Genomic DNA, 25779 nt, shown 5'->3' with positions numbered 1-25779 from the left:
AAACTTTACCAAAAAAGGTCCCGTTCCTTCGCATGTCCCAGCCGAACAATGGGAACGAAATACAGGAAGGAACGAACAAATGAACCTCTCTCTCCGTGCTCTGTCCGTCGCCGCAATGATCTCCGTCGCCTCGATCGGTGGTGCTTTCGCCCAGGAAAATCCAATGGTTGGCGGCGCCGCCATGTTCGCCGACAAGAACATCGTTGAAAATGCAGTCAACTCTGCCGACCACACCACGCTGGTCGCTGCCGTCAAGGCTGCCGGTCTTGTCGATACCCTGTCGGGCCCTGGCCCATTCACCGTTCTGGCCCCAACCAATGAAGCCTTTGCCGCCCTGCCAGCTGGCACGGTCGACAATCTGCTGAAGCCAGAAAACAAGGACATGCTGACCAAGATCCTGACCTGTCACGTGATCGCGGCCAAGGCCCTCTCGACCGATATCGTGTCGATGGTTGACGCCGATGGCGGCAAGCACGTCGTTGACACGGTTGGCGGTTGCAAGCTGACGCTTGAAGCTAAGGACGGCAAGGTCACCGTGACCGACGAAAACGGCACCGTGGCCAATGTCACCATCGCTGACGTCATCCAGTCGAACGGCGTGATCCACGTCATCGACAAGGTTCTGACCCCAAAGATGTAATTCTGCCGGCCCCCGGTTCACCGGGGGCCACGAGGGAGGCAGCCCCCTGAGTCCCTCACCATAACTTGACGTGTCACCGCCTTGCCCAAGCATATAGAGTGCACGTCATACAGGCCCCGCGCGACCGCCCGTGTACCTCCCGCGGAGCGGGGGCGCGGGGCAACTTTTGAAAGGCCAAGAGGAATGGTTATCAGCCGTCGCAATCTGCTTCTCGGTGGCACCGCCGTCGCCGCGCTCAGCGCCTTCGCCTTCTTGCGCCCCATGGGCCAGACAGTCGCCGCCGAAGGCGACTTCCCGTTCAAGCTGACCGACGCCGAGTGGAAGGCCAAGCTCGATCCGGCTGCCTATGACGTGCTGCGCCACGAAGGCACGGAAGTGCCCTACACCTCGCCGCTCAATGACGAACATGCCTCCGGCACCTTCCATTGCGCAGGCTGTGACCAGGCCCTGTTTGCCTCCGATACCAAATTCGACAGCGGCACCGGCTGGCCGAGCTTTTACACCTTCATCGAAGGCTCGCTCGGCACCACGGTCGACAACAGCCTCTTCATGACCCGTACCGAAGTCCACTGCTCCAATTGCGGCGGCCACCAGGGCCACGTTTTCGACGACGGTCCCAAGCCGACCGGCCTGCGCTACTGCATCAATGGCGTCGCGCTGAAATTCGTCGCGGCCTGATTTGAGTCAGGCCGCCTTGCGGCTGTCACGCGCGCTGCCTAAATGTGCCCGGAACATATGCTCTGGGGGCTTTGCCATGATGATGGTCAGTGTTGATAAATATGTAGAGGGCAAGCGCGAGACGGGGTTTTCCGTTCCCGTCGGTCTGGTTCGTGTCATGTCCGGGTTGCTGCCGGCGGCAGCGCGTCGAGGGCTTGCCGGACGCGGTATCTATGTCGATGAAATGATCGCCGCCAGTACCAATGAGGCGCCGTTTTCCCGCTGGGTGAATGTCACCGAGCACGGCGTGGAAAAAGCCATCAAACTCACCGTTCACAACTAGCCCCTGTCTGGGATAGACCGTTCCCATATCCTGGGTCGTTGATATGCGCCCGTCCAGCGCGCAGGCTGGCCCGGTGCAGAAGCGGAGAGCGCCTGTGAAACTGACCATCATCCAGACCGGGGATGTACCGGCATCGTTGCGCGACCAATTTGGCCCGTACCGGCGCATGTTTGAAACCATGTTTGATGCAACGGGGCAGGGCTTTACCTACGACATGGTGGCTGTGTCCGACGGGGCGCCGTTCCCGGATCCCGCTTCGCTCGATGGCATCGTCATCACCGGTTCTGCGGCAGGCGTCTATGACGATCTGCCGTGGCTCAATCCCCTGCGCGCCTTCATCCGCGAAGCCTATGGCCGTCGCACGCCGATGCTGGGCGTCTGCTTTGGCCACCAGATCATGGCCGACGCTTTGGGTGGCGATGTGCGGCTGTCGGAAAAGGGCTGGGGCCTTGGTCGGCACACCTATCGCGTCAAATCCCGTCCCGATTTCATGCGCACCGCGCCGCAGTCGCTGGCCGTCGCCTGCTCGCATCAGGATCAGGTGATCACCCCGCCCAAAGAGGCCGAGGTGTTCATGGCCTCTGACTTCACCCCCAATGCCGGGCTTGTCTATCACAATGGCGCGGCCATCAGTTTTCAGCCACACCCTGAATTTGACGACGACTATGCCATAGCGCTGGCCGAGTTGCGGCGCGGCAAAGCCCCTGACGAAGTGGTGGATACGGCAATTGCCTCAGTTGCCAAGCGCAGCGACAGCGGTGAAGTTGCGGGCTATATCGGGCAGTTCTTCAAAGGGCGCTGACATGGCCGTCGCCGAACAGTGGTCTACCCTCGATCTTTACTTCGATAGCCTGCAGCACACGCGCAAGTCCGAGGTGATCGCGCTTCATCATCTGATCCTTGATGCCGTGCCCGGTCTGAGCGAACGCATCAAGTGGAACGCGCCAAGCTATGGCTTGGGCGCCGACGACCGCATCACCATGCGGCTCAGCCCCGGCGATCGCGTTCAGCTGATCCTCCATCGGGGCGCCAAGGCCGGTGCCGACGATTTCTTCCGCTTCGAAGACCCCGACAAGATTTTGTCCTGGGCCGCGCCGGATCGAGGTGTGGTGACGTTCAAGGATGCCGAGGATTTTGCGGCTAAGTCCAAATCCCTGCCCGACATCCTCCGCCGCTGGGTCGCCTGCACGACGCGGTAACGCCAGTGCCAAGCCCTCGTCCTTCGACAAGCTCAGGATGAGCTCTACTGGAGTGGCGCCTTAACAGTAGACCTCATGGTGAGCCTGTCGAACCACGAGGTCGTGGCGGTTAGCTTTCCAGCAGCATCGCAATTTCAGTGCGCAATTCCTTGAGCCCAACATCCTTGACCGACGAGGTCAGGATCACGTGCGGATGGGCGGCAGGGCGCTTGAGGATCGCGGCTTTGGTAGCAGCGATCACCTTGTCCAGCTCTTCCTTGCCGGGCTTGTCGGCCTTGGTCAGAACGATCTGATAGCTCACCGCAGAACGATCCAGCTCGTTCATCACGGTCAGGTCATTGTCCTTGGGGCCATGGCGGCCATCGACCAGCACATAGACACGGCGCAGCGTGGCGCGGCCGGTCAGGTATTGATGGATCAGCTTGGTCCACTGCCGCACCTTGTCTTCTGGCGCCTTGGCATAGCCATAGCCGGGCATGTCGACGATGCGCAGGCTTTCGCTCTGGCTCTCAAAGATATTGAGCTCCTGCGTGCGGCCCGGCGTGTTGGACGTACGGGCTAGGCCCGACATCCCGACCAGCGCATTGATCAGGCTCGACTTGCCGACATTGGAGCGCCCGGCAAAGGCGATCTCGACCCGGTCCATGGGCGGCAGGTCGGCAATGCGCACGCAGCCTTTGACGAACAGGAACTGGCGCGCAAACAGCAGCCGGCCGCGTTCGATGATGTCGGGCGAATAATCAATGTCGCTCATGATGGTCTGCCTTCAAACGATAAGCCCGCCGGAGTGGTCCGGCGGGCAATAACAGTTCCTGTGCTTTTTGGCGATCAGGACTTGGTGGTTTCAGCTGGCTTGGGCTTCTTCTTGAAGCTGTCCAGGATATTGCCGAGCAGGTTCACCTCTGCGCCGTGGCGCTTCATGATGAACCACTGCTGGGTCACCGAGAGGGTGTTGTTCCAAGCCCAGTAGATCACAAGACCCGCTGGGAATGCACCCAGCATGAAGGTGAAGATGACGGGCATCCAGTTGAAGATCATCGCTTGGGTTGGATCTGGTGGCGGTGGGTTCAGCTTCATCTGGACCCACATGGTGATGCCCATGATGACCGGCCAGATGCCGAGGTGCAGGAAGCTGCCCAGCAGCGGCACCACGGTCGGATCCCATGGGATCAGGCCGAACAGCGTGAAGATATTGGTTGGATCTGGCGCCGCCAGATCCTGAATCCAGCCAAAGAACGGCGCATGGCGCATGTCGAGGCTGATAAAGATAACGGTATAGAGCGCGAAGAACACGGGGATCTGAATGAGGATCGGCCAGCATCCGGAGAGCGGGTTGATCTTCTCTTTCTTGTAGAGCTCCATCATCGCCTGCTGCTGGGCAGGACGATCGTCCTTGAAGCGTTCCTGGATTGACTTCATTTCCGGCTGCACGCGGCGCATCGCAGCCATCGAGGCGTACGAGCGGCTAGCCAGCGGGAAGAAGATCGCCTTGACGATAACGGTCACGGCCAGAACGGCGACACCGAAATTGCCGATAATGCCATTGAGGAACGACAGCAGGTAATACATCGGCTTGGTGATGAACCACAGCCAGCCCCAGTCGATCAGCAGGTCGAAGCGGTCAAAGCCGAACTCGGTCTGATAGGCAGCGATGACCGATTCTTCCTTGGCGCCGGCAAACAGATAGCTCTCGCGCACGGCGGTCGCGCCGGCGGCGATCACGACAGGCGTCGTTTCGACATAGCTGGTCTGGTAGTCGTCGTAACCGCCGGCATTGGACCAGTTGAAACGCGCATTGAGCGACGTCCCGGCTGGCGGCATCACGGCCGTTGCCCAGTACTTGTCCGAGAAACCAAGCCAGCCCGCAGTGTTTTCATAGGTGACCTGACGGTCATTCTGCAGGTCGGTATATTTCTTGGAGATCAGGTTGTTGCTGCCCAGAACGCCATGCGGACCTTCATGTTGGATGAAGAAGTTGGCGACGTGCGGCGTATTGTGGCGGATGACGCGGGCGTAAGGGTAAAGCGCAACATCGCCCTGCGTGGTGTTCTCGATCGTCTGGCTGACGGTAAAGAGATAGAACTGATCAACCGAAATGGTGCGGCGGAAGATCAGGCCCGCGCCATTGTCCCAGACCAGGGTCACAGGGGTTGCAGCCGTCAGCGTGGTGTTGGCGCCTTCGACAGCCCAGACGGTCTGGCCGTTTGGCACAACGATATTTGCGCCAGCAACCGGGACCCAGCCTTCTTCAGCGAAATAGGCATTGGGCACGCCCGATGGGGTCAGCAGCGTGATGATCGGCGATTCCGGATCAACCGTTTCGCGATAGCTCTTGAGACGCAGATCGTCGATCCGCGCGCCGGTCAGGTTGATCGAACCTTCCAGATCATCGGTGTTGATGGAAACGCGTGGGTTGGCGGCAATGGCTTCATCGCGCGTGGCATAGGTCGCGGTGCCGGTTGGCGCTGGCGTTGCAGCGGCCTGCCCAGGAGTTGCCGGCGTGGCCAGGGCCGCGTCGCTCGCGGCCTTCTGTTCAGCGACGATCTGTGCCTGCTGCTGTGCCCGCTCAAGCTGTGGGCCGGCAACGAAGAACTGCCAGCCGAACAGCACGACCATGCTGAGTACGATGGCGATGATCACATTGCGATTGTCGGTCATTGTCTGGGTTTCCGTGGGCCGCGGCCGGAAGAATGTCGCTGATCGGTGGATGCTGGGCTGTGTACGCGCACAAGCAGCGCGCCCAGATCGGCAACCAGTTTGGCGAAGGGTTCGCTCAGCGCTTCCCTTCGTCCGACCAGCACATAGTCATGGTGAGGAACAAAGTCACGCGCGCATGCTGTCACAGCCGCGCGAAGACGGCGTTTTATGCGATTGCGCTGTGGGGAATTGCCGGTTTTCTTGGTGACGGTGAAGCCGACACCCGGTTCGACCATATCGGTCGGCACCGCCTGCAGTCCAAACGCAGAGCGCCCGGCGCGATTGCCCCGGGCAGCCCGTTGAAACTGCGAACGCTTGATGAGCCGGCGCAAAGGCTTGGTCGGCTGCTCCATGGCCGTCATCCGGCCAGGTAACCTTAGGCCGAGAGCTTCTTGCGGCCCTGGTTGCGGCGGCGGTTCAGAATGATACGGCCGTCCTTGGTGGCCATACGCGCACGGAAACCGTGACGACGGGCACGCACGAGCTTGGATGGCTGGTATGTACGCTTCATGACATCAAACCGCGCCGGGCACGGTTCCTCTAGTTGGGCTCTGCTAAAAGCAAGAATTTCGGACACACATCAAGCGCTGGGCGCCCACGGTGCGGGTTGGTGGCGTCTATAGGGAAAACTCTGGACCAAGTCAACGCGCCGCTTGACACTTCCTCATTGCCCGATGCCGGTTGTCTTCGTCGCGATATCGCCCCATAAGTCGCTCGGGCATTCTCCTGGCTGCTGGCGGTAATGGCGGACATCCTCAAACCAGACCTCTGCGTCATCGGCGCTGGTGCTGTCGGCATCAGCCTTGCCGTAAAGGCACGTCAGCGCGGCCTCAGCGTGGTTTTGCTGCCGCGCGCTAGCGATGACAATGATCATCCTGCCGCTCGCCTGCGCCGCGCCGCCTTTATGGCCTCTGCCGAACGCGCACAAGCCATCCGCAGCGCCGGTCAGGTCGGCCTCGACAATGCCGAGCCCAAGCCCAACTTTCGCAATATCAGTGACCATAGCCTTGCCATCGCCGAGGCCATTGCGCCGCGCGACGACCATGAGCGGCTCAAGGCGCTGGGCATCACGATCCTGATCGGCGAAGCCGCTTTCATCGACCGGCAAACCCTGCGCATTGGCGAAACCACCATCCGCGCCCGCCAGTTTGCCCTCGCCACCGGCTCCGAGCCCGTCGCTCCCCTATTGCCCGGTCTCGACCAGATCGCTTTTTTCACGCCCGACACCATTGCCGATAATCTGCGCAAGCTGAGCCACCTGGTGGTGATCGGCGGCGACCCGGCCGCGCTTGAACTGGCGCAGGCCTATCGCCGGATGGGTTCAATGGTCACGGTGGTGCCGCAGGACGGTCTGCTGACCGGCTTTGATCCCGAACTCGTCGCCATCCTGCTGCAGCACCTGCGCAATGAAGGCGTGGCGATTCTCGAGAACAGCGTCGTCACCGCCATCAATCCGCGCAAGCAGGGCATCGGCGTGGCGATTCTGCGCGACGGCGCCGAGGACGCGCTCGATGCTTCTCATATTCTCGTCGCCATGGGCCGCCAGCCACTGCTCGACGCGGGCCTGCTCGACAAGGCCAAGCTGCGCTTTGAAACGTCCCGGCCGCAATTTCTGAAACTCGATACCGACGGCCAGACGTCCAGCAACCGCATCACGGCCCTTGGCGGCGCCGCAGGCGCCGATCAGCCCCATATCGCCGACCGACAGGCCAGCCTCCTCATTGAGCGCCTGGCAGGCCTCGGCAATGGTCGCCTAGAGCCTGCGCAAAGTGTGCGCCTCGTCCAGACCCAGCCCGCTCTCGCGCAAACCGGCCTGCTTGAGGAAGAAACCCTTCGCAGCGGCCAGACCATCCTCCGCAGCAATCTGGCCGAGCACGAAACCGACCGCGCCGCTGGCGCTGCGGGCGGCACGGTGAAACTCCTCGCGGGTCATAAGGGCACCATCATCGGAGCCGGTGCCGTCGGCCTGGGCGCCAGCGAACTGATCGCGCTGCTCTCCATCGCCGCGACATCTGGCACGACGCTTGGCAGCCTCAATCGGCTGGCCTTGCCGCAGCCAAGCATTGCCGCCACGCTGGTCGATCTGGCTGAGCAATTTCAGTCCCAGCAACCTGCTGGCAAGGGGATCGCCCGAATTCCCGTCATTGGCCGCCTGATGGCGTGACGCGGGGGCTTACGCCACCCTCGCGTTTCCATATAATGAGCGGAGATGAAAGCCGAACGCAGAGTTTTGCCCAGCTGGTTATCGGGCCTATCGATCAAGCTCATCGCGACCATCAGCGCGGTGATACTTCTGGTCGAAATCGTCGTTTATCTCCCCTCTCTTGCCAATTTCCGGGCGAGCTGGCTCGACGACCGCCTGCGCGTCGGTGTGGTGGCGGCGCGCGTGCTCGACGCTGTGCCCGATGTGATGGCCGTCCCGCGTGATCTGACCGACCGTCTGCTGACCTCCGCCGGCGCCTACGCCATCGTCTACCGCCGTGAAGGCCAAAGCCAGCTGATCGAGCTCGCCAATCCTGTAACGCCCGATGTGGTCGTCACCGCCGACATGCGCCAGCGCGATATCATGACCTTGATTGCCGGTGCGATGGACACGCTGTTTGCCGGCCCCGGTCGAACCCTGCGCATCGTCGGCGAGGGCGATATCGAAGAAAATCTCGTCGAGCTGCTGATGAGCGAGCGCCCGCTACGGCAGGACATGCTCGACTATTCCCGCCAGATCGGCATCGTCTCGCTGGCCATCGCCGCGATCACCGCAGTCGCGCTCTATTTGCTCGCCAGCTATCTCTTCATTTATCCGGTCCGGCGACTGACCCAGAATATTCTCGCCTTCCGACAAGCCCCCGAAAACGCCAGCCTCGTCATCGTGCCCTCGGCGCGACGCGACGAGATCGGCATCGTCGAGCGCGAACTGGCGGCCATGGAATCAGATCTCTTTTCCATGCTGCGCCAGCGCCGCCACCTGGCCGATCTGGGGCTGGCCGTCGCCAAGATCAATCATGACCTGCGCAATACCCTCACGTCAGCACAATTGCTGTCCGATCAGGTGGCAACGCTCGACGATCCAAAAGTGCAGCGCCTCGCCCCGCGTCTGGTGACCACACTCGATCGCGCCATCGGCTTTGCGCAGTCGGTACTCGATTATGGCCGCGAATCGGCGGCGCCTCCGGTCATGGTGCCGGTCGAAATGCGCGGTCTGATTGAAGACGCCGCCTTTGATGCCCGCCTCGTCGGGCACCCCAGCATCGTGTTCAGCAACCAGATCGCCGAAACCCTCACCCTCAATGTCGATGCCGCCCAATTGGGCCGCGTCTTCCTCAACCTGCTCAAGAACGCTCGCGAAGCGCTTGAAGCGTCCGGCTCTGCCGTCACCGCGCCGCAGGTAACGGTGTCGATGTCCAGTGATTCCGAGGGCGTGACCCTTTCCGTCAGCGATAATGGCCCCGGTCTGCCGCAAAGGGCCCGCGACAATTTGTTCGTCGCGTTTGAAGGCTCGGCTCGCGCTGGCGGCACCGGCCTCGGTCTCGCCATCGCCCGCGAAATCAGTGAATCCCACGGCGGACGGCTGATCTTTGTCGATCAACCGACCGGCACGCGCTTCGACCTGTGGCTGCCTTCGGCCCTGCTATTGAGCCAATAGCCAAAACTCCCACACAAAAACTGTCACACGCGCTTGCCAACCCCGGATCACCCATGTATGGGTTGCGCCGCTTCAGGCAGTTGAGCTTTCCGCTCCGTCTGAACAGCCGGTCTCGACCGGCAGTGCGCGCCCTTAGCTCAGCTGGATAGAGCACCAGACTACGAATCTGGGGGTCAGGAGTTCGAATCTCTTAGGGCGCGCCATTCCTTTTTTATCACCGGAAATCGCTGCTAACATATTGAATGGTAAGGTAAAATTTGCCGTTCTAAAACCTTCTGAACGTGAATAGGTCAGATGGTCGGCAAACACCAGTTTGAGCACTGTTTTGCGCAGTTCAAGCTGCCCCGAACCCCACAGATTCCAAGGGTTTGCGAGAAAAGACAGCGCCGTTCTAAGTGAACCGTCAAAGGTGTTTTTAGGCCGACCGGAATCGCGCATCCGTTCCACGATTTCCACCTTCTGCTCTTCCAGCGTCTGGATGCGGCTTTCATAGGCGGCAATGACGCTCGGCACCTTGGCCTCAAGGATGCGCTCAAGAAGCTGATCAACCTGCTTTTCAACCTTAACCAGCTCGGATTTCAACGCCTTGGCTTCGCTCGTGGCGCGGGCCTGGCGCGAATCCCAGAGGTCTTTGAACATCATGGTTGCGAGCTTGAATAAGGATTCGCTTGGGGTGAGGGATTTCAGGATGTCCTCAAATTCGCCCTCGATCTTCGCCCGGCGGATCGACTTGCCATAACTGATGCAGCCGCGCTTGGAGCAAAGATAATAAGGGTGCTTTGAGTGCGTCCCTTTCGACCAGCAGGCCGTGAAGGGGTTCCCGCAATCAGCGCAGGCCACATAGCCCCGCAACGGGAAATCTTCGTTGAGGTTTTGCTGGCGCGGCGCGTAAACGCCCCCTGCCAGCCGCTCCTGAATGCGCTGATAGACCTGAAAGCTCACCAGCGGCTCATGTTGCGCCTGCCGGAGAGAAATGTCCCAACTCGGCATGTGCAGATAGCCAGCATAGAGCGGCTGATTGAGCATAAGGGCGACGCGCTGATGCACGATGCGTCCGGTCTTGTCTTTGGGGAAGAGGGGGTTGTCTTGAAGGAAACGCTGTACGGCAGCCTGATTTTCAAACCGCCCGTACGCGAAACCTTCCAGCGCTTCAATCACGACGGAGGCCGCAGGCTCGTCGCGCACGAGCATTTTGCCGCGTCCGCTGACACGCTGATAGCGATAACCTGCCGGGGCCTGCATGGTCCAATAGCCATTCTGAACGCGGGCCTTCATGCGGTTCTTGGTTTGCTCACCATTCTTCTGACGCTGATGCTGCGAAACAGAAGCGAGCAGGTTTTCGATCAGCAGAGAGTCTGAGCTTTCCCCAAACTCTATAGAGGGGGATTCAAGAACGCCGCCTGCATTAGCAATGTCCGCGCGCAGCTTAAGGTGCGCGGAGAGATCGCGTGCCAGACGCGATACATCGTCAATCAGGACAATCGTGCCAACCGCGCGGCGCTTTCGTGTGAAGGCCAGCATCTCTTTCATGCCGGGGCGGTCAACGCGGCTGCCTGAAACATCATCGCTGAACACAGCGATGATTTCGTAGCCCTTCATATTGGCGTAGTCGCGGCAACGCGTTTCCTGGCTACGCAGGCCATCGCCCACGGTGGCTTGTTTGATCGAGGACACGCGGCAGTAAATGACTGCCTGCTTATCGTGTCCGCCTGTCTTCTTTGCTGCCTTATTCGTTGCCATTGCGCGCCTCCTTTTGCTCGCTCGTCTGCTCCATGCCGATTGCCTGCATGGAGTCTACATCGCGCGAGTCGGGTGCGGCCAACTCATTGAATCCGTGCTGAAGTTGCCCACAGAGATCAAAGCTGCTGACATCGAAGCCGAGGCGGACCATGGTGTTTAGAATGTCCCAGAGCGTGCGCAGGAATTCCTCCTGCTGCTCCTCGGACATATCGAGGTCCGCCAGCTCGGCTTTGTACCTAGCGAAGTCTGCGGCGATCTCAGGGGAAGGGGTAGCCTCCTTAGAGAGGCCGATTTGTCCTTTATTCAACATCGGTGGCCTCCTTTCTTATTGAGCGATGTTTTGATGGGTTAGAATATAGAACGAATGCAGAACAAGCAAGGAATAAATTCCTTTTATCTCGGTCAAGTGCTTGTTCTAATTTACGAAATAAAGACCTGAAATTTACAAAATCAAGTCGAGGCTTCTTAGCTGACGGCAGCTTTTGGGTGCGCGCATCGCCGCTAAACATCGGGAAATTCTAAACTTTTCCGCGCTAGTCCTTGGGCAAAAGTTGCAAGTGAAGCGCCGGGCGCGAAGATATGGCAAAGGGTGCAGGCCGCTACCTCGTGGGGCAACGGCTTTCCGATTATCAGATCGAGAAGATGATCAAGGCCTATGCGGAAGGCCTCACCGGAAGCGAGGCGCTGCGCGCGCTTCCTAAGCGCGGCGGACGCGCGCCCAATACCGTGTTCAAGCTCTATGCGCTGATCAGGAAGCGCCTGACCGATATCCGCTACTATCCAAACCCCAAGGAGTATCTCGACTGGCTGGCGAGCTCCGATGCGCGCTACACCTTTGCCAGCAGCCGCACACTAAAAGAGCTTGAGCGGCTTTTGCCTCGTCTGCATGGTGCCTCCGAGGAAACGGCTCATGATCTGTTCGCAGAAATCCTGTTCCTAGCTGAGAACCCGGACCAGACGCCGACAGCCTTATTCAATGAGATCAAGCTGGCCGTCAAAATCACGGGGCCGCTCAATCGCGACCCTGAAAATCTCGACATCTGGCATCACCGAGCTAAGGGTTTGATGCTCATGCGATCCATTCGGCAAATGAGGGGGATGATGGAGTCGAACCCGGACTATCATCGTAAAATGATCGCGGATTATCAGGTCATGCTCGAAAAGTCCGAGGCGCGGCTGAAGAAGCTGATGCGGGAGCGTATAAAGCCGAAAAACTGAGATTGCGTGGTGGCACTCTTCTATCGTACGCCGAGGATATTCCACTCCGGCTGAATCATCGAGATCAGCCCTGCCTCAAGGCCTGCGGCTGTCATAATGGGTAGCCCTTTCCAGGCCATCGGCTCAGGCGTCGCGACCAGCACTTTTACGCGCTTGCCTTCCGCGAGTGATTGCGCAATGAGCGCCTTTACTCGGGCATTCGTTTTCTGGCGTTCATGTCCGCGTCGGTATCCCTCCAGGCGAGCATGAAGACCTCGCTGAGTAAGGCCGATATATCTGACAACATCGTCCACGATGAATGCATAGACACCAGAGTCTGAGGGCGCTCTGGCGTCCAGGCGAAGTTCACCATCGCCTTCAGGCAGCCATTCACCGAGAAACATAAAGCCCGCGCGTAACAAAACCTCCCAGGAGGTGGGGGAGGTGACCTCTTCGTCCACCTCAACAGCAACAGGTGTTCGCTCGAATTCGACCTCTTTTTGAAGCCCGTCGGTGATGCCCGCATCGACAAGAACTTTGCGGACGTGCTGGTAGCGGATATCCAAAAGCTCCGCTATTTCCGTCCGAAGATAGCCTGCTTTGGCCAGCGCTCTGATCTTGTCAGATTTCGTGCTGAGGCCATTGGTAATTTCCAGAACGGTGGGACGGTCTTGAGTCATGCGAAAGCATATCATGCCAGCGCAGAATTGGGCCACTGCGGTTTCGGGCCATCATTTGTAGGAAGTGCAAGATGTGCGGTGTAGTACCGCAATCTTGGCAAGGGGGCCGCTGCGCGCCCCCGTTGCATCCCCCAAGCCGTGGCCCATCTGAGGCATTGAGCCTCATCAGGTCCATTCAAACGTCGCCGTTTGTATCGCGCTTGGATGGAGGGCGTTCCGCCCTGTCCAGGACCTCACCCTGACCACCGTAATTGCCGATGGAGCACAACCATGGGCGTCCGCCGCCCTTGGGACCCGCGCCATGGATATCGTCCATGGAGACGACCAAAGAGCATTCCTGCCCTCTGGACACCAGACCAACCGTCCGCCGGTTGGATGCCGTTAACTGAAGGAAATTGAAATCAGGCCCATAGGTCAGGGCGCCCACTTCCACATTCGCTCTTCTGCCTCTGAAATCCAGTCTGTGAGAGGAGCTGTGCTTTCCCCCGGATATTCTGGTGGCGGGCGTGTCGTTGCGATATGAGCGAGGCGTACCAGTTGTGCAGAAATTATTCGTGCCTCGCGTTCAGGCCACCATGTGGCAAGGCCATCCTCAAGATTTTCCTCTTGGTCTGTGACCGAAGCATACTGAACAATCAACTCTGCTACATCAGCCAATGCTCTGTCGCTTGTCACTAGTATATTTTGTGTGTTGTGGCCAGTCTTATTAATTCTGTCAACAAAATCACTAATATAGGTCATATCCCATGCTGCATTCCTAATGCCAGCCAGTGCGCGATCTCGGCTGGGCGACCTGAGATGCTTTATCATTCGCCTCTGAACGCCATTCGGTGAGAAATACTTGACGGCGTAAACGGCAGCGGGACCAGCGAATATGAAATCCTCCTCCATCCACTCAAGCAATCTCTCCACTCGCTCGGCTGCTGACATATTTGTGAGCGATAACGAAGAAATTTTCAGAGCCGCGAGATAGTTGCACCGCCATCGCTTTAAGGGCTTAGCAAGGTTTAGCTCCTCTTTGGCGCTAGGACTTGATAGAGGCAGACGATCAATCCTGCCCATTGCCATGTCTATCCATGCCTGGACTTGATATTCGTCAGCGGCGCGAAACCAAGTTAATTCTTCCTGCGCCTCCTCATTTCCGTTTCTATGCGCCAACTCGTGGAACGCTATTGATGGTTCCACTTCTATGTCTAGCGCTTGCGCGAAGGCCATTATCATCGTTGCCAATCTAGTGAATTGGCAGGGAGGATAAGAAATTCCGTCCTGTGCAATCCTTGCCATTCTCGAGACGACGTTGCGGTCGGGAAGGATTACCAGTCTTTTTCGCCCAGCTACCTTTTCTTGCAAAAGATCGATTGGAGAGAACGCCGCTTCTGTTGGCAGAGGATAGCCGGGGACAAGCGTGGCTGAGCTGGCAAGATGGCTGCCAATTTCACCAAGATCCTCCCAAGGTAAATCTGGGAGAGAAGAAAACATAACCCCATCTGACTCTATCAGGATCACAGCTGAATGACCTCGCTGCGATGATACATTTGGGTGATCTGGTTGTGCTTTATACGAAACTGGCTCCTGCGCTTAATCGCAGGGTTGGCAGATGACGCGTTCTCAATTTTCACAGCCGGATCATAGTAGACAGCGCCAGTACTAAAACCGCGCAGGAACAGCAGGAAGTCTGTCTGTTCGCACAAGTGAATGCGCGCGCCGTATGAATACTCTGGCGGCGGTGTGCGGAACAGGGAAGGAACATAGGCCGCCTGTGCATGCTTCCTGTTCCAGTGTGCCATCATGCCTTTGAAAGACCATGTGGCCGCTATATCATCCGTGCGGCTTACCAGTGAAATGCCGCCTTCCAGATTGGTTATTTTGCCCGTCGCACTGTCATAGCCTTCGACCATGATTTTCAGGCCAGTGTCGGCGTGAAAATCTTTGTCGCAGGTATAAACGCCTCCAAAATTGAACCGATCAGGCTTGCCGCTCTTGTCGGCGTAGCCGTAACGCCTCAGGAATTCAGCGACCCCAAGCTCTTTGTAGACGCCGCCAGTGGGCTCGGGCGTCATCAGCGTTACAGGGGTTTTTGGAAGAAACTTCGTGAAGTTATTCACGCCGTACTGTTTGACTTCCCATCCCATGAAGTCGGGTTCTGAGTAGCCGTTAGGGGTGATACCCAGTTCGGCTTCCAACGTGTAGCCGCCGCCATTGCGTGCAGAGTAGGGAAGCTTCCGGCCATCAGCGGCAAGCTTTTGCGAAGCAATCCAGTTCAGTTCGTAGATGCGGCGAAGCTCAGCAAGCAGAATTTCTTTGGGACTGCGCTTGTTCTCAGGTGTTGTCGGCAGCTCGATGAAGACACCGACGCTTTGCCACTGTCCCGCATTGATCTCATTGGCGATGGCATGATCAGGACCGACAGCGTACCCGAGTACCTCACCTTGCTTTGTCATGCCAAAGAATAAAATGCGTCCTTCATCACGCACTGTCAGCAGGTGAGAAGGGGCCTGTTTGCAGCCCTGGAGGAAGCCGGACATGCGGACTTCGGGATAGTCGGGATAAAGGATGAGCTGCGCGTTAGGCGCTGCATGTCGCCCGTTTTCATCGAGCCAGAAGAAGCTGACAGACGCCTTGGGACGGTCCTGCTTGCTGCCAGCCATCTGCCGCGTGTCAGTGTAGATTTCCCCGTGAGGAATAATGTTCAGGGCACCAAAGCCGCCGCCAAGGTAAATCTGGTTCTTCGAGTTATCATTGGGTGCCAGCTTCTTGGCGTAGATTCTGTCTGCGCCATGTTGCACAAAGAGCTGTAGCAGTTCTGATAACGATGAAGCCAAACTATTCCCCCCTGATGGTCAGCAAAGACTCGTCAGATTTTACCCACGCAGCAAGGGTTTGCATAGAAATCTTATAGTCGAGGCGGGTTCTGCCCTTCAGGGCGCATTCCCATACGATGGCAACTCTCCAGCCCTGATCCGCCAGCCTGCGGATCGCTGCCGCATCATTTTCTGCGTTTCTGCCGATTTTCTGTTCCCAAAACTCCTGACGGGTCGCAGGCCATTTGAACAAATGGCAATCATGGTGGTGCCAGAAGCAGCCATGAATGAAGACAACCGCCCTATGCTTAGGGAAAACGATGTCCGGCTTGCCCGGAAGGTCTTTCACATGAAGACGATAGCGCAGGCCTGCCGCATGCAGGGCGCGGCGAACCAGCAGTTCAGGCTTCGTATTGCTGCCTTTGATGGCAGCCATGTTTCGGCTTCGGGTTTGCGGGTCGTGAACATCGGTCACGATCAGGCTGCCTTGCGCTGACCCCGCGCACTGATGATGGCTTGGATATGCGGAAGCATTATCCGTGCAACTTCACAGAAAACGGGCACGGCGACGGAATTACCAAACTGCTTATATGCCTGGGTATCAGAAACCGGGATGCGGAAATCATCCGGATATCCCATGAGGCGCGCGCACTCGCGGGGCGTGAGGCGGCGCGGGTTTTTGTTCTTGCCACGGCTCACCAGAATTTCAGAGCCATCTTTGTAGTACCGCGCGGAAAGGGTGCGCGACACATCGTCTGGCGTCACGAGGCCGAAGCCGAAGCCGTTTCCTTGCGCTTTGTGCTTGGCGGCGTAGTTTTGCAGGTACAGCCAGAGCTTGTCAGTCAGCGTGTATTTGGGATTCACAGCGCCTTTCGGACCGATGGTGTACGGGTCTTCAAGGTTCTCGCTGCCATCTTCGGGGTGGAGAATTTCGCGCAACCTTACTGAGCCTTTTTCCGGCAGGCTCAGATCGTCCCATGAGAATGGTACATCTTCGCGGAAGCCAACGATGACAATACGCTCACGGTGCTGAGGCACGAAGTGCTTGGCGTCGATGATGCGGTAATGAACATTGTAGCCAAGTTCGTCGCGCAGCGTTTTGATGATGACCTCAAACGTGCGGCCACGATCATGGCTTTGCAGGTTCTTGACGTTCTCTAAGAGAAACGCCGCAGGCCGCTTTGCCTGAATAATGCGGGCGACATCGAAAAACAGCGTGCCTTGCGCTTCATCCAGAAATCCGTGCTTTCGGCCCAGAGAGTTTTTCTTTGACACGCCTGCGATGGAGAAGGGCTGACAGGGGAAGCCTGCCACCAGAACATCATGGTCCGGGATATCGTCAGTCGGCACCTTTGTTATATCGCCATCGATGGGCCGATTATCGCGGAAGTTAGCGGCATAGGTCTGCTGGGCGAACTTGTTCCATTCGGAGGTGAAGACGCAATGCCCGCCGATAGCGTCAAAGCCCCGGCGCAGACCGCCAATCCCGGCGAAAAGGTCGATGAATGTAAAGCCCGTATTTGAGGTTTCCGGACGGGCCATCATCTTCAAAAGCTCTAGGACATGTTTTCGAGGCTCTGCCTCTCCGGTCTCAAAACGGTAAATCTGGCGCTCAGTGTAGCCAAGTTGTTGAGCGGCTTCCCGAATTGTCAGGCCAGCCTGGAGGCGGAGGTCGGAAAACGATGACATGGAAGCCTTTCTCAGCGTGAATCGCTGGGTCGATTTCTGACATGATGTCATCTGAACAAAAAAGGAACAAGTGGGAATTGTGATCCATGCACATGATCGCTGGACTCTGCCGATACAGGCCTAATCGGTATCGATGTGGGTAACTTGTTTCAGGGAAGTGCGATTCAACTATAGAGCGATATAATCTGCGTCAGGGGGATATACATGTTTCTGGCAAATCTAAAGATTGAGAATTTTCGCGCGTTCGGTTCCGTGGCAAATGGAGAAGATCTGGACCTTACACTGACGTCCGGACTTAACCTGCTTGTCGGAGAGAATGACTCGGGAAAGACGGCTATCATTGACGCCATCCGCCATCTCCTCTGGACGACAAGCCAGGACTATCATCGTTTAACGGACGATGATTTCCACATCCGGGGGGCGGAGCGCGCAGACCATTTAACGATTTCTGCGACGTTCAAAGAACTGAGTGTTTTGCAACAGGCCGCCTTTCTTGAATATTTGACCATAGAGGAGGGCGAGGAACCGTCCCTTTGCATCTCACTCATCGCTCGTCGGCAGATTACAGGACCGGGCGCCAAAGGCGGCCGTGCAAGCGTGGTCTTTCGTGCTGGCGCTGATTTGAGAGGGCCGACGGTTGAGGGTGCACTTCGGGAGTTTCTACGCTGCACATATCTCAAGCCACTTCGCGATGCCGAGGGAGAGCTTACGGCAGGGAAAAACTCGCGTCTGTCGCAGATCCTTAAATCTCACCCGGATTTCGCAGAGCAGGCAATCAGCGACTGGGTGCAGACAGTTCCGGGAACGCCTGCAGTGTCACCTACGACGCTCGTGGGGATCATGAAGCAGGCGGAGCATCTGATCAAAAACAACACCGTTGTTCAGAGCGTTCACAACGACATCAACACGAAGTTTCTGACCGACCTTTCTTTGGGTACAGAAATCCTCACGGCGGCGATATCCGTCGCACGTAGCGCTGATCTGCAGCAAATACTTGAAAAGCTGGAGCTTTCGCTAGGCCCGCATACCGGAGCCGATCTGCCAACCCGGCGTGGTCTTGGATTGAACAACGTCCTCTTCATGGCGACAGAACTGCTGTTGCTAGGTGCGTCCGACACAATGCCGTTGTTACTCATTGAAGAGCCCGAAGCGCACCTTCACCCGCAAATGCAACTGCGGCTAATGGAAATGCTGGAATTACGTGCATCTGCGCCTGATACCGAGGCCAAAAAGAAGTCTCCTGCCCACGATGGCACAGAGGGCGAGGCGGATCTCGCGGACGAGGAAGCAGAAGGTGTAGAAACTGTCAGAGTTGCAAAAGGTACTAATGCAACTGAAGCAACTGAAGCTAATACGGAGGTCCTTGCTGATTCAACGTCTCTGACGAAGGGGCGTGTCCAGATTTTAGTTACGACACACAGTCCTGTTCTCGCTTCAAAGATTGATGTAGGGGCGCTCACCCTTATTGCCGGTCACAAGGCATTCTCGTTGTCCTCGGACTGCACACAACTCGATGCTTCTGACTATTCTTTCCTTCGGCGTTTTCTTGATTCAACCAAGGCCAATCTGTTCTTTGCCAAAGCCGTCATGGTGGTAGAGGGCGACGGCGAAAATATCCTTTTGCCTGCTATTGCGCAGGCCTTGGGCCGCTCGTTCTCCAAGTATGGCGTCTCGATAGTGAATGTCGGGCACAGAGGCCTCTTCCGCTATTCTCGAATTTTTCAGCGTAAGGATGATAAGCGCATTCCAATCCCCGTGGCGTGCGTTGCGGACCGTGACATTCCCCCGGCGGAGGCGAACACCTATGTCCCTGCATCCAAACCGCCTAAAAGTGGGGGTAGTCCTCCACCAAAGTTTGATCAGGAATTCTCCGCTGACCAGCTCAAAGCTCAGGAGGATACCCTTAGAGCGAGAGACGGTGGTGCAGTAAAAACTTTTGTGTCCCCAGGCTGGACTCTTGAGCATGATCTTGCCCTTTGTGGGCTGGAAGGTGAACTGTGGCGCTCCGTAGTGCTGGCTGCCAAGTCAAAATCTCGCGGTGGGCCGCTGCCCCAAGATAGAGCAATCGCTGCCTGCAAATTAGCAGATAAAAAATTGGCAAGCTGGAAACAGGAGGGCAAGACAGCGGCTGAAATCGCTGCGCTTGTTTATAAACCCTTGTATGAGAAATACGCGTCGAAAGCCGAAACGGCACAATTTCTGGCGGATGAATTAGAGCGCAAGAAAATTGATCCAGCAGTGCTGGCGAAGAGCCTGCCTAAGTATCTTGTTGAAGCAATAGAATACGTCACCGAGCCACTGCCGCAGGAAGTAGCCGATGATTCCGTTTGAGATAACAGACGATGATATTCGGTCGACAGAAACCGCTCTCCAGTGCGATTTCTCCGCAGATGAACAAAAACGTGCTCTAAAAGAGCGCTCGTCGGTAGATATTCAGGCAGCGCCTGGCAGCGGTAAGACAACTTTGCTGGTGGCGAAGCTGGCCATTCTAAGTCAGCAATGGCCCTACCCTAGCCGGGGAATGTGCGTCCTCTCACATACGAATGTCGCGCGCGAAGAGATCGAGAAGCAACTTGCATCGCACCCAACGGCCAGCGCGTTGCTTGGATATCCGCATTTCATCGGAACCATTCAGTCGTTTGCACACGAGTTTTTGGCTCTCCCGTATTTGCGTGGCTTGGGGATGCATCCGCGCATTGTGGACGACAGCCGCTTCGCCGCAGCAGCCAAAAGACTGGTCGGCAATCGGAAGTACTGGCACGCGGGGAACCATCTGAAGAAACATCAGAACAGCGCCGAAAAGATCATCAGTACCCTGCGTTTTTCAGGTCCAGACCTGGATCTGACGTGCGACGGAACCATCCCTCGCACCGGGACACCTACCTTCGCTGCATTTAACGAACTCAAGTGGGATCTGGCGAAAGACGGCATATTCAGGTTTGACGACATGATGGCCTTTGCTCAAAGGGCTTTACGTGACATGCCGCCATTAGGGGATATCGTCAGTACTCGATTTCCGGCCGTCTTCTTCGATGAGATGCAGGATACAGATGACTTGCAGGAACAAGTCGTTATGGCTGCTTTCGGCGGGCGGTCTGCAGTGCAGCGCTTTGGAGATCGTAATCAGGGAATATTTGACGACGATCGGGAGTTGACCCCGTCATCTTTTCCCTCGAACGGCTATATCGATCTGGCAGGCAGCAGAAGGTTTGGAGCACACATCGCCGCCGCGGCTTCGACACTCACTAAGACCTTGCCACAGATAATCGCAGGGAATCCTGAGAGGACCGAAAAAGCACACACCATCTTCCTTTTTGACGATGCTACGATCAGCAGCGTCATGCCAGCATTTGGAAAATTGGTACTGCAGCAATTCCCTCAAGACAGGGATCACAAACTGGTCGTAAAAGCAGTAGGATGCCGAAAGACAGGCTCTGGGGCCAAGCTACCGCGTCACATTGGTGACTACTGGGACGGATTTGAGGCTACTCACACCAGTAAGCTGGCAGCGCTTCCGTCTCTTATTGGCTATGTCCGGCGAGCTAGGGCGCTTGCCCTGGAACACGAAAGTCTTCACGCGGCGGCTCCTGCGTTGTGGGATGGTGTTTTTGCTTTTCTTCACTCTCATAGCTGCAAGCTGCGTTCAGGTGAAACGATCAGCAAAAGAACCTTGATCCGGGAACTTGATGAGCAGAAAAGCGACAGCTCCGCCGTCTTACTCGGCGTCGTGCGAGACCTGTGCATGGGGGCAGTTCCGGAGCAGACGACCTGGCCTGCAGCGACCGCCGCGCTCGTATCGTCTCTCGCGACCATCCTGCCTACAGGAGCAGGAGGCGCTGCTGACGAATTTCTGTTCTGGAATGATACTCTTTCTCCCACCAACGCCACCCAATCCACACGGAGCAACGTCTTTGAGTATGTCGAAGGTGAACGACGGCTGAATATAACCATGAATACAATCCATGGGGTCAAAGGCGAAACCCATGATGCAACGCTCGTGCTCACGACGAGCACTAACCAGCTTTTTGATCTGAAAGAGGCCTTGCCACTACTTTCTCTCACGGGGCAGGAACGCAACAAGGCATCGATACCAAAACTTCTTATGACTTTGTTCGTTGGAATAACGCGGCCTAAAGACCTGCTCTGTCTGGCCATCCCCGGTGACCAATGCACGCAACCACAGCTTGACGCCCTGGTTGCACTTGGCTGGAGCATCGAGGATCTTCGGCAGCTAGCGGCCGGACGCGAGCCCGCAGCAGCGGCCTAAACTATTAGAGGCTATCCTCCCCTTCACCCGGGGGAGGACCTCCGGCCACCTGCAGCCAGCGCCCATCTGGTTCTTTTCGATATAGCTGTCCGGTTCCCCATGCGATGCCAGCGCCATGATAAACAGTGCAGTCAGCGCACATGTTTGCCCAGGCTGCTTTTCCATCAACGCGACCGTCAGAGGCATATGTTTCGTGGTCTAAAGGTATGAGGCAAAGGTCGCACTGCTCCGGGCCACCCTCGTAATACTTACCTCTGGCGACGTTTTCATCGTCCACCAGCTCTGCCAGCATTTTATCAGCTGAACTGCCATCGCATATCGGCCCGGTTCGGGGTGCGAGCTTATAATAGATGGTACGGATGAGATCGCTATTGCGTTCAAGGTACCCATTGAATGCAGCAAGCGGCGCGGTGTTGTTGGCCGCTTTCCAGCGGCCATTCACCATGCGCATTATCTGGCGGTTATCACCAGAAAAGTCACATCGGAAGCTGGAATATATGAGACCAAGATCGTCGAGAATGTCGATATCCCGGGCTTCGTACCCACCCCACGTCATTGACATGGTGAGAAGACCTATATCTCCGCCATAATACTTGTTGATGATGTCAAGAAACGTAGAGGGCGAGCGTGCATCGTTATCTGATCCTGACAGCTCTCCAACATATATTCTCGATATCGCATCGCCATTACGAACGACCAAAGAATATGATGGGACGTAAAGGACGCCATCGTCCTTAGATGTAGCAAAAAGTAATGTGATAATTCCTGTGGATGGTGCGAATACAGAAATGTCTGCCGAGCAGTCAGGAAACTCCTCTTTTGCCTCCTGCAGCTGTGCTTTGAGTGAAGATTCCCACACAGGGTTATTAGGAAGAGCCTCCCCAAGATCTTTGATAAGCTGACTCAGCTCGGCACGGTCAGAAAGCAATATGGAGCGCTTTAGGCCCTGACCTGATGTACCGGCCTCACCGGCAATCTCTCCTAAAATTGTATCGTCGGTCAGTACCGTATTTCGGGCGAATGCACCCCGTCTATGTACGTGTTTTATAGACCACTTTTCATCTTCGAGTAGCGTACCTTTGAATTTCGCTGGATAGCCAATTTCGAAATGATCGCGGTCCACTCTAGGATCTGCGTCGAAGGCATAGCCCTGGAGCGAGTTCAGAAGCTCATCTCCCTCCATTTGTTCAAAAAACCCCTGAGCTTCTTCATACAAATCAGGGCTTGCCGACATCATGTCCAGATACTCTTCGGCTGTTTGTAATTGCGGAACAAAATAGATCATGTGCTCAAGGCGTTCCAATTCATCACGAGCTTTGTTCAGATCTGCTTCAGAGGGAGGATTCGGTTGTTCTCTGTTTACATTTAGGTTGTGAACGAGCGCCCAGACGGCACGATCGTAAAAGCCATCCGGCGCAACCATCTCTAACATGATGTAATCTTTGATGCCTTTGGCATTACAACTGAAATCATAGCTGGCGATACCTTCCAACAGTCGCTCATGGCTCGAGTACAGGCTGATCTCATGCCAAGGTGAAAGTACGCGCCCGGCGTTGAAAGGTAGCGGTTCAACGTTCTCTGCTGAAAGCACGCCCCCTGCGTCATCGACTGTGAGCTTTACGCCGAGAATCGAGATAGGAGTGTCGTGAAAAAAACGCGAGAAAGGAACGAGCAATTCCTTCCAGTCTGTTGAAACAACTAGGGTGCGTATCTCATCATCCCGCGCCCCCAGATGGCTTTTAACGGCCTCCACGTACTTGTGTATTTCATGTATCGCGTCGCGCGCGGCCGCGTCACTCCTTTTGAGTTCGATCAGTACCCAACGGCCACGCTTATCCCTTGCCAGGATATCTATGAAACTTCGTGTTCCGATCGTACTTGGCAGGTATTGCTCAATCTCAATAACCTCAAGTCCATCTTCAAGGATGGCAATTTGTGTCGCGAGTAGGTCTCTTAATGGCGCTTCTAACATGGATCCCCCAGCATCTGTTTAGCCGTCAAGTTACCAATAGACTTTGAGGCTGTAACTATAAAATAACGCCAACTTTCGATATAACGTGTTGATACTGATTAGGATTTTCTAATCCGGGCAATGCTAATTCATGTTGTTCTGGTATTTCTTTCGAGCCACTTGTGCTTTTCTGGTTTGCAACGTACGTCGCGCAAAAGACCTTCTAGTTCCGGCCGCTCCCAGAAATTCGGCATTTCCACCGTGAAAAACCCCTGATCACGGGACTCCAGCAAGGCTTTGCTACCACCTGTGGCCGCGCGAATATCTTCCACCTGCAAGAGCGGGCGGGATTGCTCCACGAGGTTGTCACCGGAGCCATTGACCTGATTATTGTTCACGTTGAAGCCGCGCACCATCACCGAGGTTTTGCCTGAGCGGTGCTCAATATCTTTTAGCGTCTGATCGTCCGGCAGGCCGCGATAAAGGGTATGCGCGACAGCTTTCTTCCAGAGGCGCGAAGTTTCACGCCCGTAGCGCGATTCAATCTGCGCAGCGGCGTTCTGGAATACGCCGAGAAAGTTGATACCGCCCTCACGGTAGAGCGTTAGGATTTCATGGAAGTTGGAGACATAGAGCTGGCCCCATTCTTCGCCCACCACCAGCGCGCGCAATGGGCCATGCGCCGTCACAAACCGCTGCACGATTGCCGCTGTCATCGCGCCGACAAAGGTGCGGCTGCTGTCTGATGTTGCCGAGCCTATGATAAATAGCGCCGTGGGCGTGGTTTTCATCTCAGCAGGATCGAACGAGTTATACTCTGTCACACGGCGGGCGGCAGCGCCGGGCTGAAAAGCTTGCAGGCGCTCAATAATCATTGAGGAATACGCATTCCATTGGTCAGTTGAAGCAGTCAGGCCCGCAATCTGCCTGCACATGCCTGAATGATTTTCCATGCGGTTATCGCTGGCCCAGAGAAGAAGATCATCGGCAATTTCATCCGCCGAGCGTCCAAAGAAATCCCATAGCCCGCCCGGTGTGCAGGGCCAGCGTTCAGACGGAAAGCGCGCCGTAATCGTATTATAGAGCGCGAAGGCTGTGCGCGTGCCTTGCCCGATCCAGCGATGCGCAGGGTTTGGATCGATGGGGACAAGATAGCTCGCTGCGTCATAGGCGGCTTCATTCAGTATGCCGAGCATTTCAGGCCGCGCCGCAATCTCGATAACGCGGGTGCTGATATTGTAGCTATCGGATGGATAGCCATAGAGATTACCGGGATTGATGAAACGGACGCGGTAGCCTTGCCGCTCAAGCGTTTTCCAGGACACCCACGCAAGCTCTGCGTCTTTCGGGTCTGTGATGATTTTCGTTAGATGGGCAGTGCGTGGCGACACCAGATTGGGACCAAGAAAACGCGTGAGCTTTCCTTTACCCGCCTGCGCATCGATGGCGACAGGTTCGGTTCCATCATAGACAATCGGTTTCCCATTAAAGAAGCCGAGTTCAATGCCTTTGCGCAGGTTTTTGTACTCGCTGGGGTTCTTCATTCGATCAATCCAGATTTGCGCAAAGCGTCTTCATCATTGAAAGCCGAGTGACCAAGCTCGCCGCTCGGGTTGGCATTCATCATGCTTTTCTGCTGTGCCTCGGCGCGGGACTCTGCCCGCGCTCTGGCTACCCGCATTTCCTCAGCGTCCCGCCATGCGAGACGCTGGTGATGCTGGGATTCAAACATCCAGAGGAACTGGAAGATTTCAGAGAGCTGGCGCACTAGCGCTTTTCCTCATCGTCCCAGCTTGCAAACTCAAAGGAGGCTTGCTGCGCATCCTTGTCGTTGTCATTGCTCGGGGCAGACTCTGCAGGAATAACGGGAGGAGGATTTTTCGCGTGATAGTCCGCGATGATATCTGCCTCCATCTGGTTCGTGATCCATGCGGAGATATTCGAGGCGATGCCGTAGCCCGCCAGCATGATCATCCAGATATACTGATCTTCGATACGGAACTTCCACATGCTGCTGGCGAGAGCAGCAAGGAACGGCGCAGCGAACGCGCCCGCGATGCCGCTATAGACATAGGCGCGGGCTTCCGCCGGGTAGATCATCCATTTTATGAATTTGAACGGCTTGTTCCATGCCCGGAACGCAACGAAACTCATGAAGATCGAATAGAGCGAGAGGAAAGCAACAGCGAAGATGGCCATGTAGGCGAAGCCGACGGCGACCAGTGTGAGGGCAATGACCGTGCCGTTCACTTCGGAATTATTGTTGTTCATAGTAACA

At 56.5% G+C, this 25779-nt stretch carries 24 protein-coding genes, 1 tRNA gene and 1 pseudogene; 11 read left to right on the top strand and 15 right to left on the bottom strand.

The window, feature by feature from the left end; all coding sequences use genetic code 11:
- Window positions 1-115: 115 nt before the first annotated feature.
- The 5 genes from ABIE28_RS18235 to ABIE28_RS18215 all read left to right on the top strand — a co-directional run bounded on the left by ABIE28_RS18235 (window position 116) and on the right by ABIE28_RS18215 (window position 2839).
- On the top strand, window positions 116-640 hold the full coding sequence (locus ABIE28_RS18235; RefSeq protein ID WP_502913440.1) for a fasciclin domain-containing protein: 525 nt from the start codon (window positions 116-118) through the stop codon (window positions 638-640).
- 183 nt (window positions 641-823) lie between these two features.
- A complete protein-coding gene (msrB, locus tag ABIE28_RS18230; protein WP_354065395.1) occupies window positions 824-1318 on the top strand; it encodes a peptide-methionine (R)-S-oxide reductase MsrB in 495 nt (164 codons plus the stop codon).
- 76 nt (window positions 1319-1394) lie between these two features.
- The gene (locus ABIE28_RS18225) at window positions 1395-1640 is read left to right on the top strand and encodes a hypothetical protein (protein WP_354065393.1); all 246 of its coding nucleotides are present in this window, start codon (window positions 1395-1397) and stop codon (window positions 1638-1640) included.
- 94 nt (window positions 1641-1734) lie between these two features.
- Window positions 1735-2442 (top strand): glutamine amidotransferase-related protein, encoded by a 708-nt coding sequence (locus ABIE28_RS18220; RefSeq protein WP_354065391.1) that lies wholly within the window; start codon window positions 1735-1737, stop codon window positions 2440-2442.
- A 1-nt stretch (window position 2443) separates the two neighbouring features.
- A complete protein-coding gene (locus ABIE28_RS18215) occupies window positions 2444-2839 on the top strand; it encodes a DUF1801 domain-containing protein (RefSeq protein WP_354065389.1) in 396 nt (131 codons plus the stop codon).
- Between the two features lie 109 nt (window positions 2840-2948).
- Here the strand turns inward: ABIE28_RS18215 and yihA are convergent, their stop codons facing one another.
- The 4 genes from yihA to rpmH all read right to left on the bottom strand — a co-directional run bounded on the left by yihA (window position 2949) and on the right by rpmH (window position 6047).
- A complete protein-coding gene (gene yihA, locus ABIE28_RS18210) occupies window positions 2949-3593 on the bottom strand; it encodes a ribosome biogenesis GTP-binding protein YihA/YsxC (protein ID WP_354065387.1) in 645 nt (214 codons plus the stop codon).
- A gap of 74 nt (window positions 3594-3667) precedes the next feature.
- Window positions 3668-5497, bottom strand: coding sequence for a membrane protein insertase YidC (yidC, locus tag ABIE28_RS18205; RefSeq protein ID WP_354065385.1), 1830 nt, complete (start codon window positions 5495-5497; stop codon window positions 3668-3670).
- Complete coding sequence (rnpA, locus tag ABIE28_RS18200) at window positions 5494-5889, bottom strand: ribonuclease P protein component (protein WP_354065383.1); 396 nt, start codon at window positions 5887-5889, stop codon at window positions 5494-5496. The genes yidC and rnpA overlap by 4 nt, the downstream gene beginning before the upstream one ends.
- A gap of 23 nt (window positions 5890-5912) precedes the next feature.
- A complete protein-coding gene (rpmH, locus tag ABIE28_RS18195) occupies window positions 5913-6047 on the bottom strand; it encodes a 50S ribosomal protein L34 (RefSeq protein ID WP_108396167.1) in 135 nt (44 codons plus the stop codon).
- 231 nt (window positions 6048-6278) lie between these two features.
- On the opposite strand from rpmH, the gene ABIE28_RS18190 reads away from it, so the two are divergent.
- From ABIE28_RS18190 to ABIE28_RS18180, 3 genes are all read left to right on the top strand, one after another.
- Window positions 6279-7700, top strand: a complete 1422-nt coding sequence (locus tag ABIE28_RS18190) for an FAD-dependent oxidoreductase (protein ID WP_354065381.1) — start codon at window positions 6279-6281, stop codon at window positions 7698-7700.
- Window positions 7701-7745: 45 nt separating this feature from the next.
- Window positions 7746-9176: a sensor histidine kinase gene (locus tag ABIE28_RS18185; protein WP_354065380.1), complete on the top strand. Its 1431-nt coding sequence runs from the start codon at window positions 7746-7748 to the stop codon at window positions 9174-9176.
- Between the two features lie 126 nt (window positions 9177-9302).
- Window positions 9303-9379: transfer RNA gene (locus ABIE28_RS18180), tRNA-Arg, on the top strand.
- 547 nt (window positions 9380-9926) lie between these two features.
- Here the strand turns inward: ABIE28_RS18180 and ABIE28_RS18175 are convergent.
- Both ABIE28_RS18175 and ABIE28_RS18170 read right to left on the bottom strand, forming a co-directional pair.
- A pseudogene (locus ABIE28_RS18175) lies at window positions 9927-10916 on the bottom strand (recombinase family protein); the annotation flags it as partial.
- Entirely contained in the window at window positions 10903-11226 is a 324-nt protein-coding gene (locus tag ABIE28_RS18170) for a hypothetical protein (RefSeq protein WP_354065378.1), read from the bottom strand. The gene ABIE28_RS18170 and the pseudogene ABIE28_RS18175, both read right to left, overlap by 14 nt.
- A gap of 269 nt (window positions 11227-11495) precedes the next feature.
- Between ABIE28_RS18170 and ABIE28_RS18165 the strand changes: the two genes are divergently transcribed.
- Window positions 11496-12134 (top strand): hypothetical protein, encoded by a 639-nt coding sequence (locus tag ABIE28_RS18165; RefSeq protein WP_354065376.1) that lies wholly within the window; start codon window positions 11496-11498, stop codon window positions 12132-12134.
- Window positions 12135-12154: 20 nt separating this feature from the next.
- On the opposite strand, the gene ABIE28_RS18160 is transcribed toward ABIE28_RS18165, so the two are convergent.
- The 5 genes from ABIE28_RS18160 to dcm all read right to left on the bottom strand — a co-directional run bounded on the left by ABIE28_RS18160 (window position 12155) and on the right by dcm (window position 17283).
- The gene (locus ABIE28_RS18160; protein WP_354065374.1) at window positions 12155-12793 is read right to left on the bottom strand and encodes a GIY-YIG nuclease family protein; all 639 of its coding nucleotides are present in this window, start codon (window positions 12791-12793) and stop codon (window positions 12155-12157) included.
- A 414-nt stretch (window positions 12794-13207) separates the two neighbouring features.
- Window positions 13208-14272, bottom strand: a complete 1065-nt coding sequence (locus ABIE28_RS18155; RefSeq protein ID WP_354065372.1) for a hypothetical protein — start codon at window positions 14270-14272, stop codon at window positions 13208-13210.
- Between the two features lie 23 nt (window positions 14273-14295).
- Window positions 14296-15615: an MvaI/BcnI family restriction endonuclease gene (locus ABIE28_RS18150; RefSeq protein WP_354065370.1), complete on the bottom strand. Its 1320-nt coding sequence runs from the start codon at window positions 15613-15615 to the stop codon at window positions 14296-14298.
- Window position 15616: 1 nt separating this feature from the next.
- Entirely contained in the window at window positions 15617-16069 is a 453-nt protein-coding gene (locus ABIE28_RS18145) for a very short patch repair endonuclease (protein ID WP_354065368.1), read from the bottom strand.
- A 2-nt stretch (window positions 16070-16071) separates the two neighbouring features.
- Window positions 16072-17283, bottom strand: coding sequence for a DNA (cytosine-5-)-methyltransferase (gene dcm / locus ABIE28_RS18140; protein ID WP_354065366.1), 1212 nt, complete (start codon window positions 17281-17283; stop codon window positions 16072-16074).
- Window positions 17284-17487: 204 nt separating this feature from the next.
- Between dcm and ABIE28_RS18135 the strand changes: the two genes are divergently transcribed.
- Window positions 17488-19614, top strand: coding sequence for an ATP-dependent nuclease (locus ABIE28_RS18135; protein WP_354065364.1), 2127 nt, complete (start codon window positions 17488-17490; stop codon window positions 19612-19614).
- Window positions 19601-21550 carry a UvrD-helicase domain-containing protein gene (locus tag ABIE28_RS18130; protein WP_354065362.1) on the top strand — a complete coding sequence of 650 codons (1950 nt, stop codon included), beginning with the start codon at window positions 19601-19603 and terminating at the stop codon, window positions 21548-21550. Before ABIE28_RS18135 ends, ABIE28_RS18130 begins: the two co-directional genes overlap by 14 nt.
- 4 nt (window positions 21551-21554) lie before the next feature.
- Here the strand turns inward: ABIE28_RS18130 and ABIE28_RS18125 are convergent, their stop codons facing one another.
- The 4 genes from ABIE28_RS18125 to ABIE28_RS18110 all read right to left on the bottom strand — a co-directional run bounded on the left by ABIE28_RS18125 (window position 21555) and on the right by ABIE28_RS18110 (window position 25772).
- Window positions 21555-23522: an endonuclease NucS domain-containing protein gene (locus ABIE28_RS18125; protein ID WP_354065360.1), complete on the bottom strand. Its 1968-nt coding sequence runs from the start codon at window positions 23520-23522 to the stop codon at window positions 21555-21557.
- 128 nt (window positions 23523-23650) lie between these two features.
- On the bottom strand, window positions 23651-25045 hold the full coding sequence (locus tag ABIE28_RS18120; protein ID WP_354065358.1) for a type IV secretory system conjugative DNA transfer family protein: 1395 nt from the start codon (window positions 25043-25045) through the stop codon (window positions 23651-23653).
- The gene (locus ABIE28_RS18115) at window positions 25042-25269 is read right to left on the bottom strand and encodes a hypothetical protein (RefSeq protein WP_354065356.1); all 228 of its coding nucleotides are present in this window, start codon (window positions 25267-25269) and stop codon (window positions 25042-25044) included. Before ABIE28_RS18115 ends, ABIE28_RS18120 begins: the two co-directional genes overlap by 4 nt.
- Window positions 25269-25772, bottom strand: a complete 504-nt coding sequence (locus ABIE28_RS18110) for a hypothetical protein (RefSeq protein WP_354065354.1) — start codon at window positions 25770-25772, stop codon at window positions 25269-25271. Before ABIE28_RS18110 ends, ABIE28_RS18115 begins: the two co-directional genes overlap by 1 nt.
- Window positions 25773-25779 lie beyond the last annotated feature (7 nt).

The sequence above is a fragment of the Devosia sp. 2618 genome, from assembly GCF_040546815.1.
Taxonomy (GTDB): Bacteria; Pseudomonadota; Alphaproteobacteria; order Rhizobiales; family Devosiaceae; genus Devosia.
The sequence above is the reverse complement of the archived record's forward strand: the minus strand, read 5'-3'. Positions and strand labels throughout refer to the sequence as shown.

Excerpts from the sequence above, each read along its gene's own strand:
- ABIE28_RS18235 (WP_502913440.1), top strand. The coding sequence starts at position 116 with ATGATCTCCGTCGCCTCGATCGGTGGTGCTTTCGCCCAGGAAAATCCA.
- msrB (WP_354065395.1), top strand. The coding sequence starts at position 824 with ATGGTTATCAGCCGTCGCAATCTGCTTCTCGGTGGCACCGCCGTCGCC.
- ABIE28_RS18225 (WP_354065393.1), top strand. The coding sequence starts at position 1,395 with ATGATGATGGTCAGTGTTGATAAATATGTAGAGGGCAAGCGCGAGACG.
- ABIE28_RS18215 (WP_354065389.1), top strand. The coding sequence starts at position 2,444 with ATGGCCGTCGCCGAACAGTGGTCTACCCTCGATCTTTACTTCGATAGC.
- yihA (WP_354065387.1), bottom strand. The coding sequence starts at position 3,593 with ATGAGCGACATTGATTATTCGCCCGACATCATCGAACGCGGCCGGCTG.
- yidC (WP_354065385.1), bottom strand. The coding sequence starts at position 5,497 with ATGACCGACAATCGCAATGTGATCATCGCCATCGTACTCAGCATGGTC.
- rnpA (WP_354065383.1), bottom strand. The coding sequence starts at position 5,889 with ATGGAGCAGCCGACCAAGCCTTTGCGCCGGCTCATCAAGCGTTCGCAG.
- rpmH (WP_108396167.1), bottom strand. The coding sequence starts at position 6,047 with ATGAAGCGTACATACCAGCCATCCAAGCTCGTGCGTGCCCGTCGTCAC.
- ABIE28_RS18190 (WP_354065381.1), top strand. The coding sequence starts at position 6,279 with ATGGCGGACATCCTCAAACCAGACCTCTGCGTCATCGGCGCTGGTGCT.
- ABIE28_RS18185 (WP_354065380.1), top strand. The coding sequence starts at position 7,746 with ATGAAAGCCGAACGCAGAGTTTTGCCCAGCTGGTTATCGGGCCTATCG.
- ABIE28_RS18170 (WP_354065378.1), bottom strand. The coding sequence starts at position 11,226 with ATGTTGAATAAAGGACAAATCGGCCTCTCTAAGGAGGCTACCCCTTCC.
- ABIE28_RS18165 (WP_354065376.1), top strand. The coding sequence starts at position 11,496 with ATGGCAAAGGGTGCAGGCCGCTACCTCGTGGGGCAACGGCTTTCCGAT.
- ABIE28_RS18160 (WP_354065374.1), bottom strand. The coding sequence starts at position 12,793 with ATGACTCAAGACCGTCCCACCGTTCTGGAAATTACCAATGGCCTCAGC.
- ABIE28_RS18155 (WP_354065372.1), bottom strand. The coding sequence starts at position 14,272 with ATGTTTTCTTCTCTCCCAGATTTACCTTGGGAGGATCTTGGTGAAATT.
- dcm (WP_354065366.1), bottom strand. The coding sequence starts at position 17,283 with ATGTCATCGTTTTCCGACCTCCGCCTCCAGGCTGGCCTGACAATTCGG.
- ABIE28_RS18135 (WP_354065364.1), top strand. The coding sequence starts at position 17,488 with ATGTTTCTGGCAAATCTAAAGATTGAGAATTTTCGCGCGTTCGGTTCC.
- ABIE28_RS18130 (WP_354065362.1), top strand. The coding sequence starts at position 19,601 with ATGATTCCGTTTGAGATAACAGACGATGATATTCGGTCGACAGAAACC.
- ABIE28_RS18125 (WP_354065360.1), bottom strand. The coding sequence starts at position 23,522 with ATGTTAGAAGCGCCATTAAGAGACCTACTCGCGACACAAATTGCCATC.
- ABIE28_RS18120 (WP_354065358.1), bottom strand. The coding sequence starts at position 25,045 with ATGAAGAACCCCAGCGAGTACAAAAACCTGCGCAAAGGCATTGAACTC.
- ABIE28_RS18110 (WP_354065354.1), bottom strand. The coding sequence starts at position 25,772 with ATGAACAACAATAATTCCGAAGTGAACGGCACGGTCATTGCCCTCACA.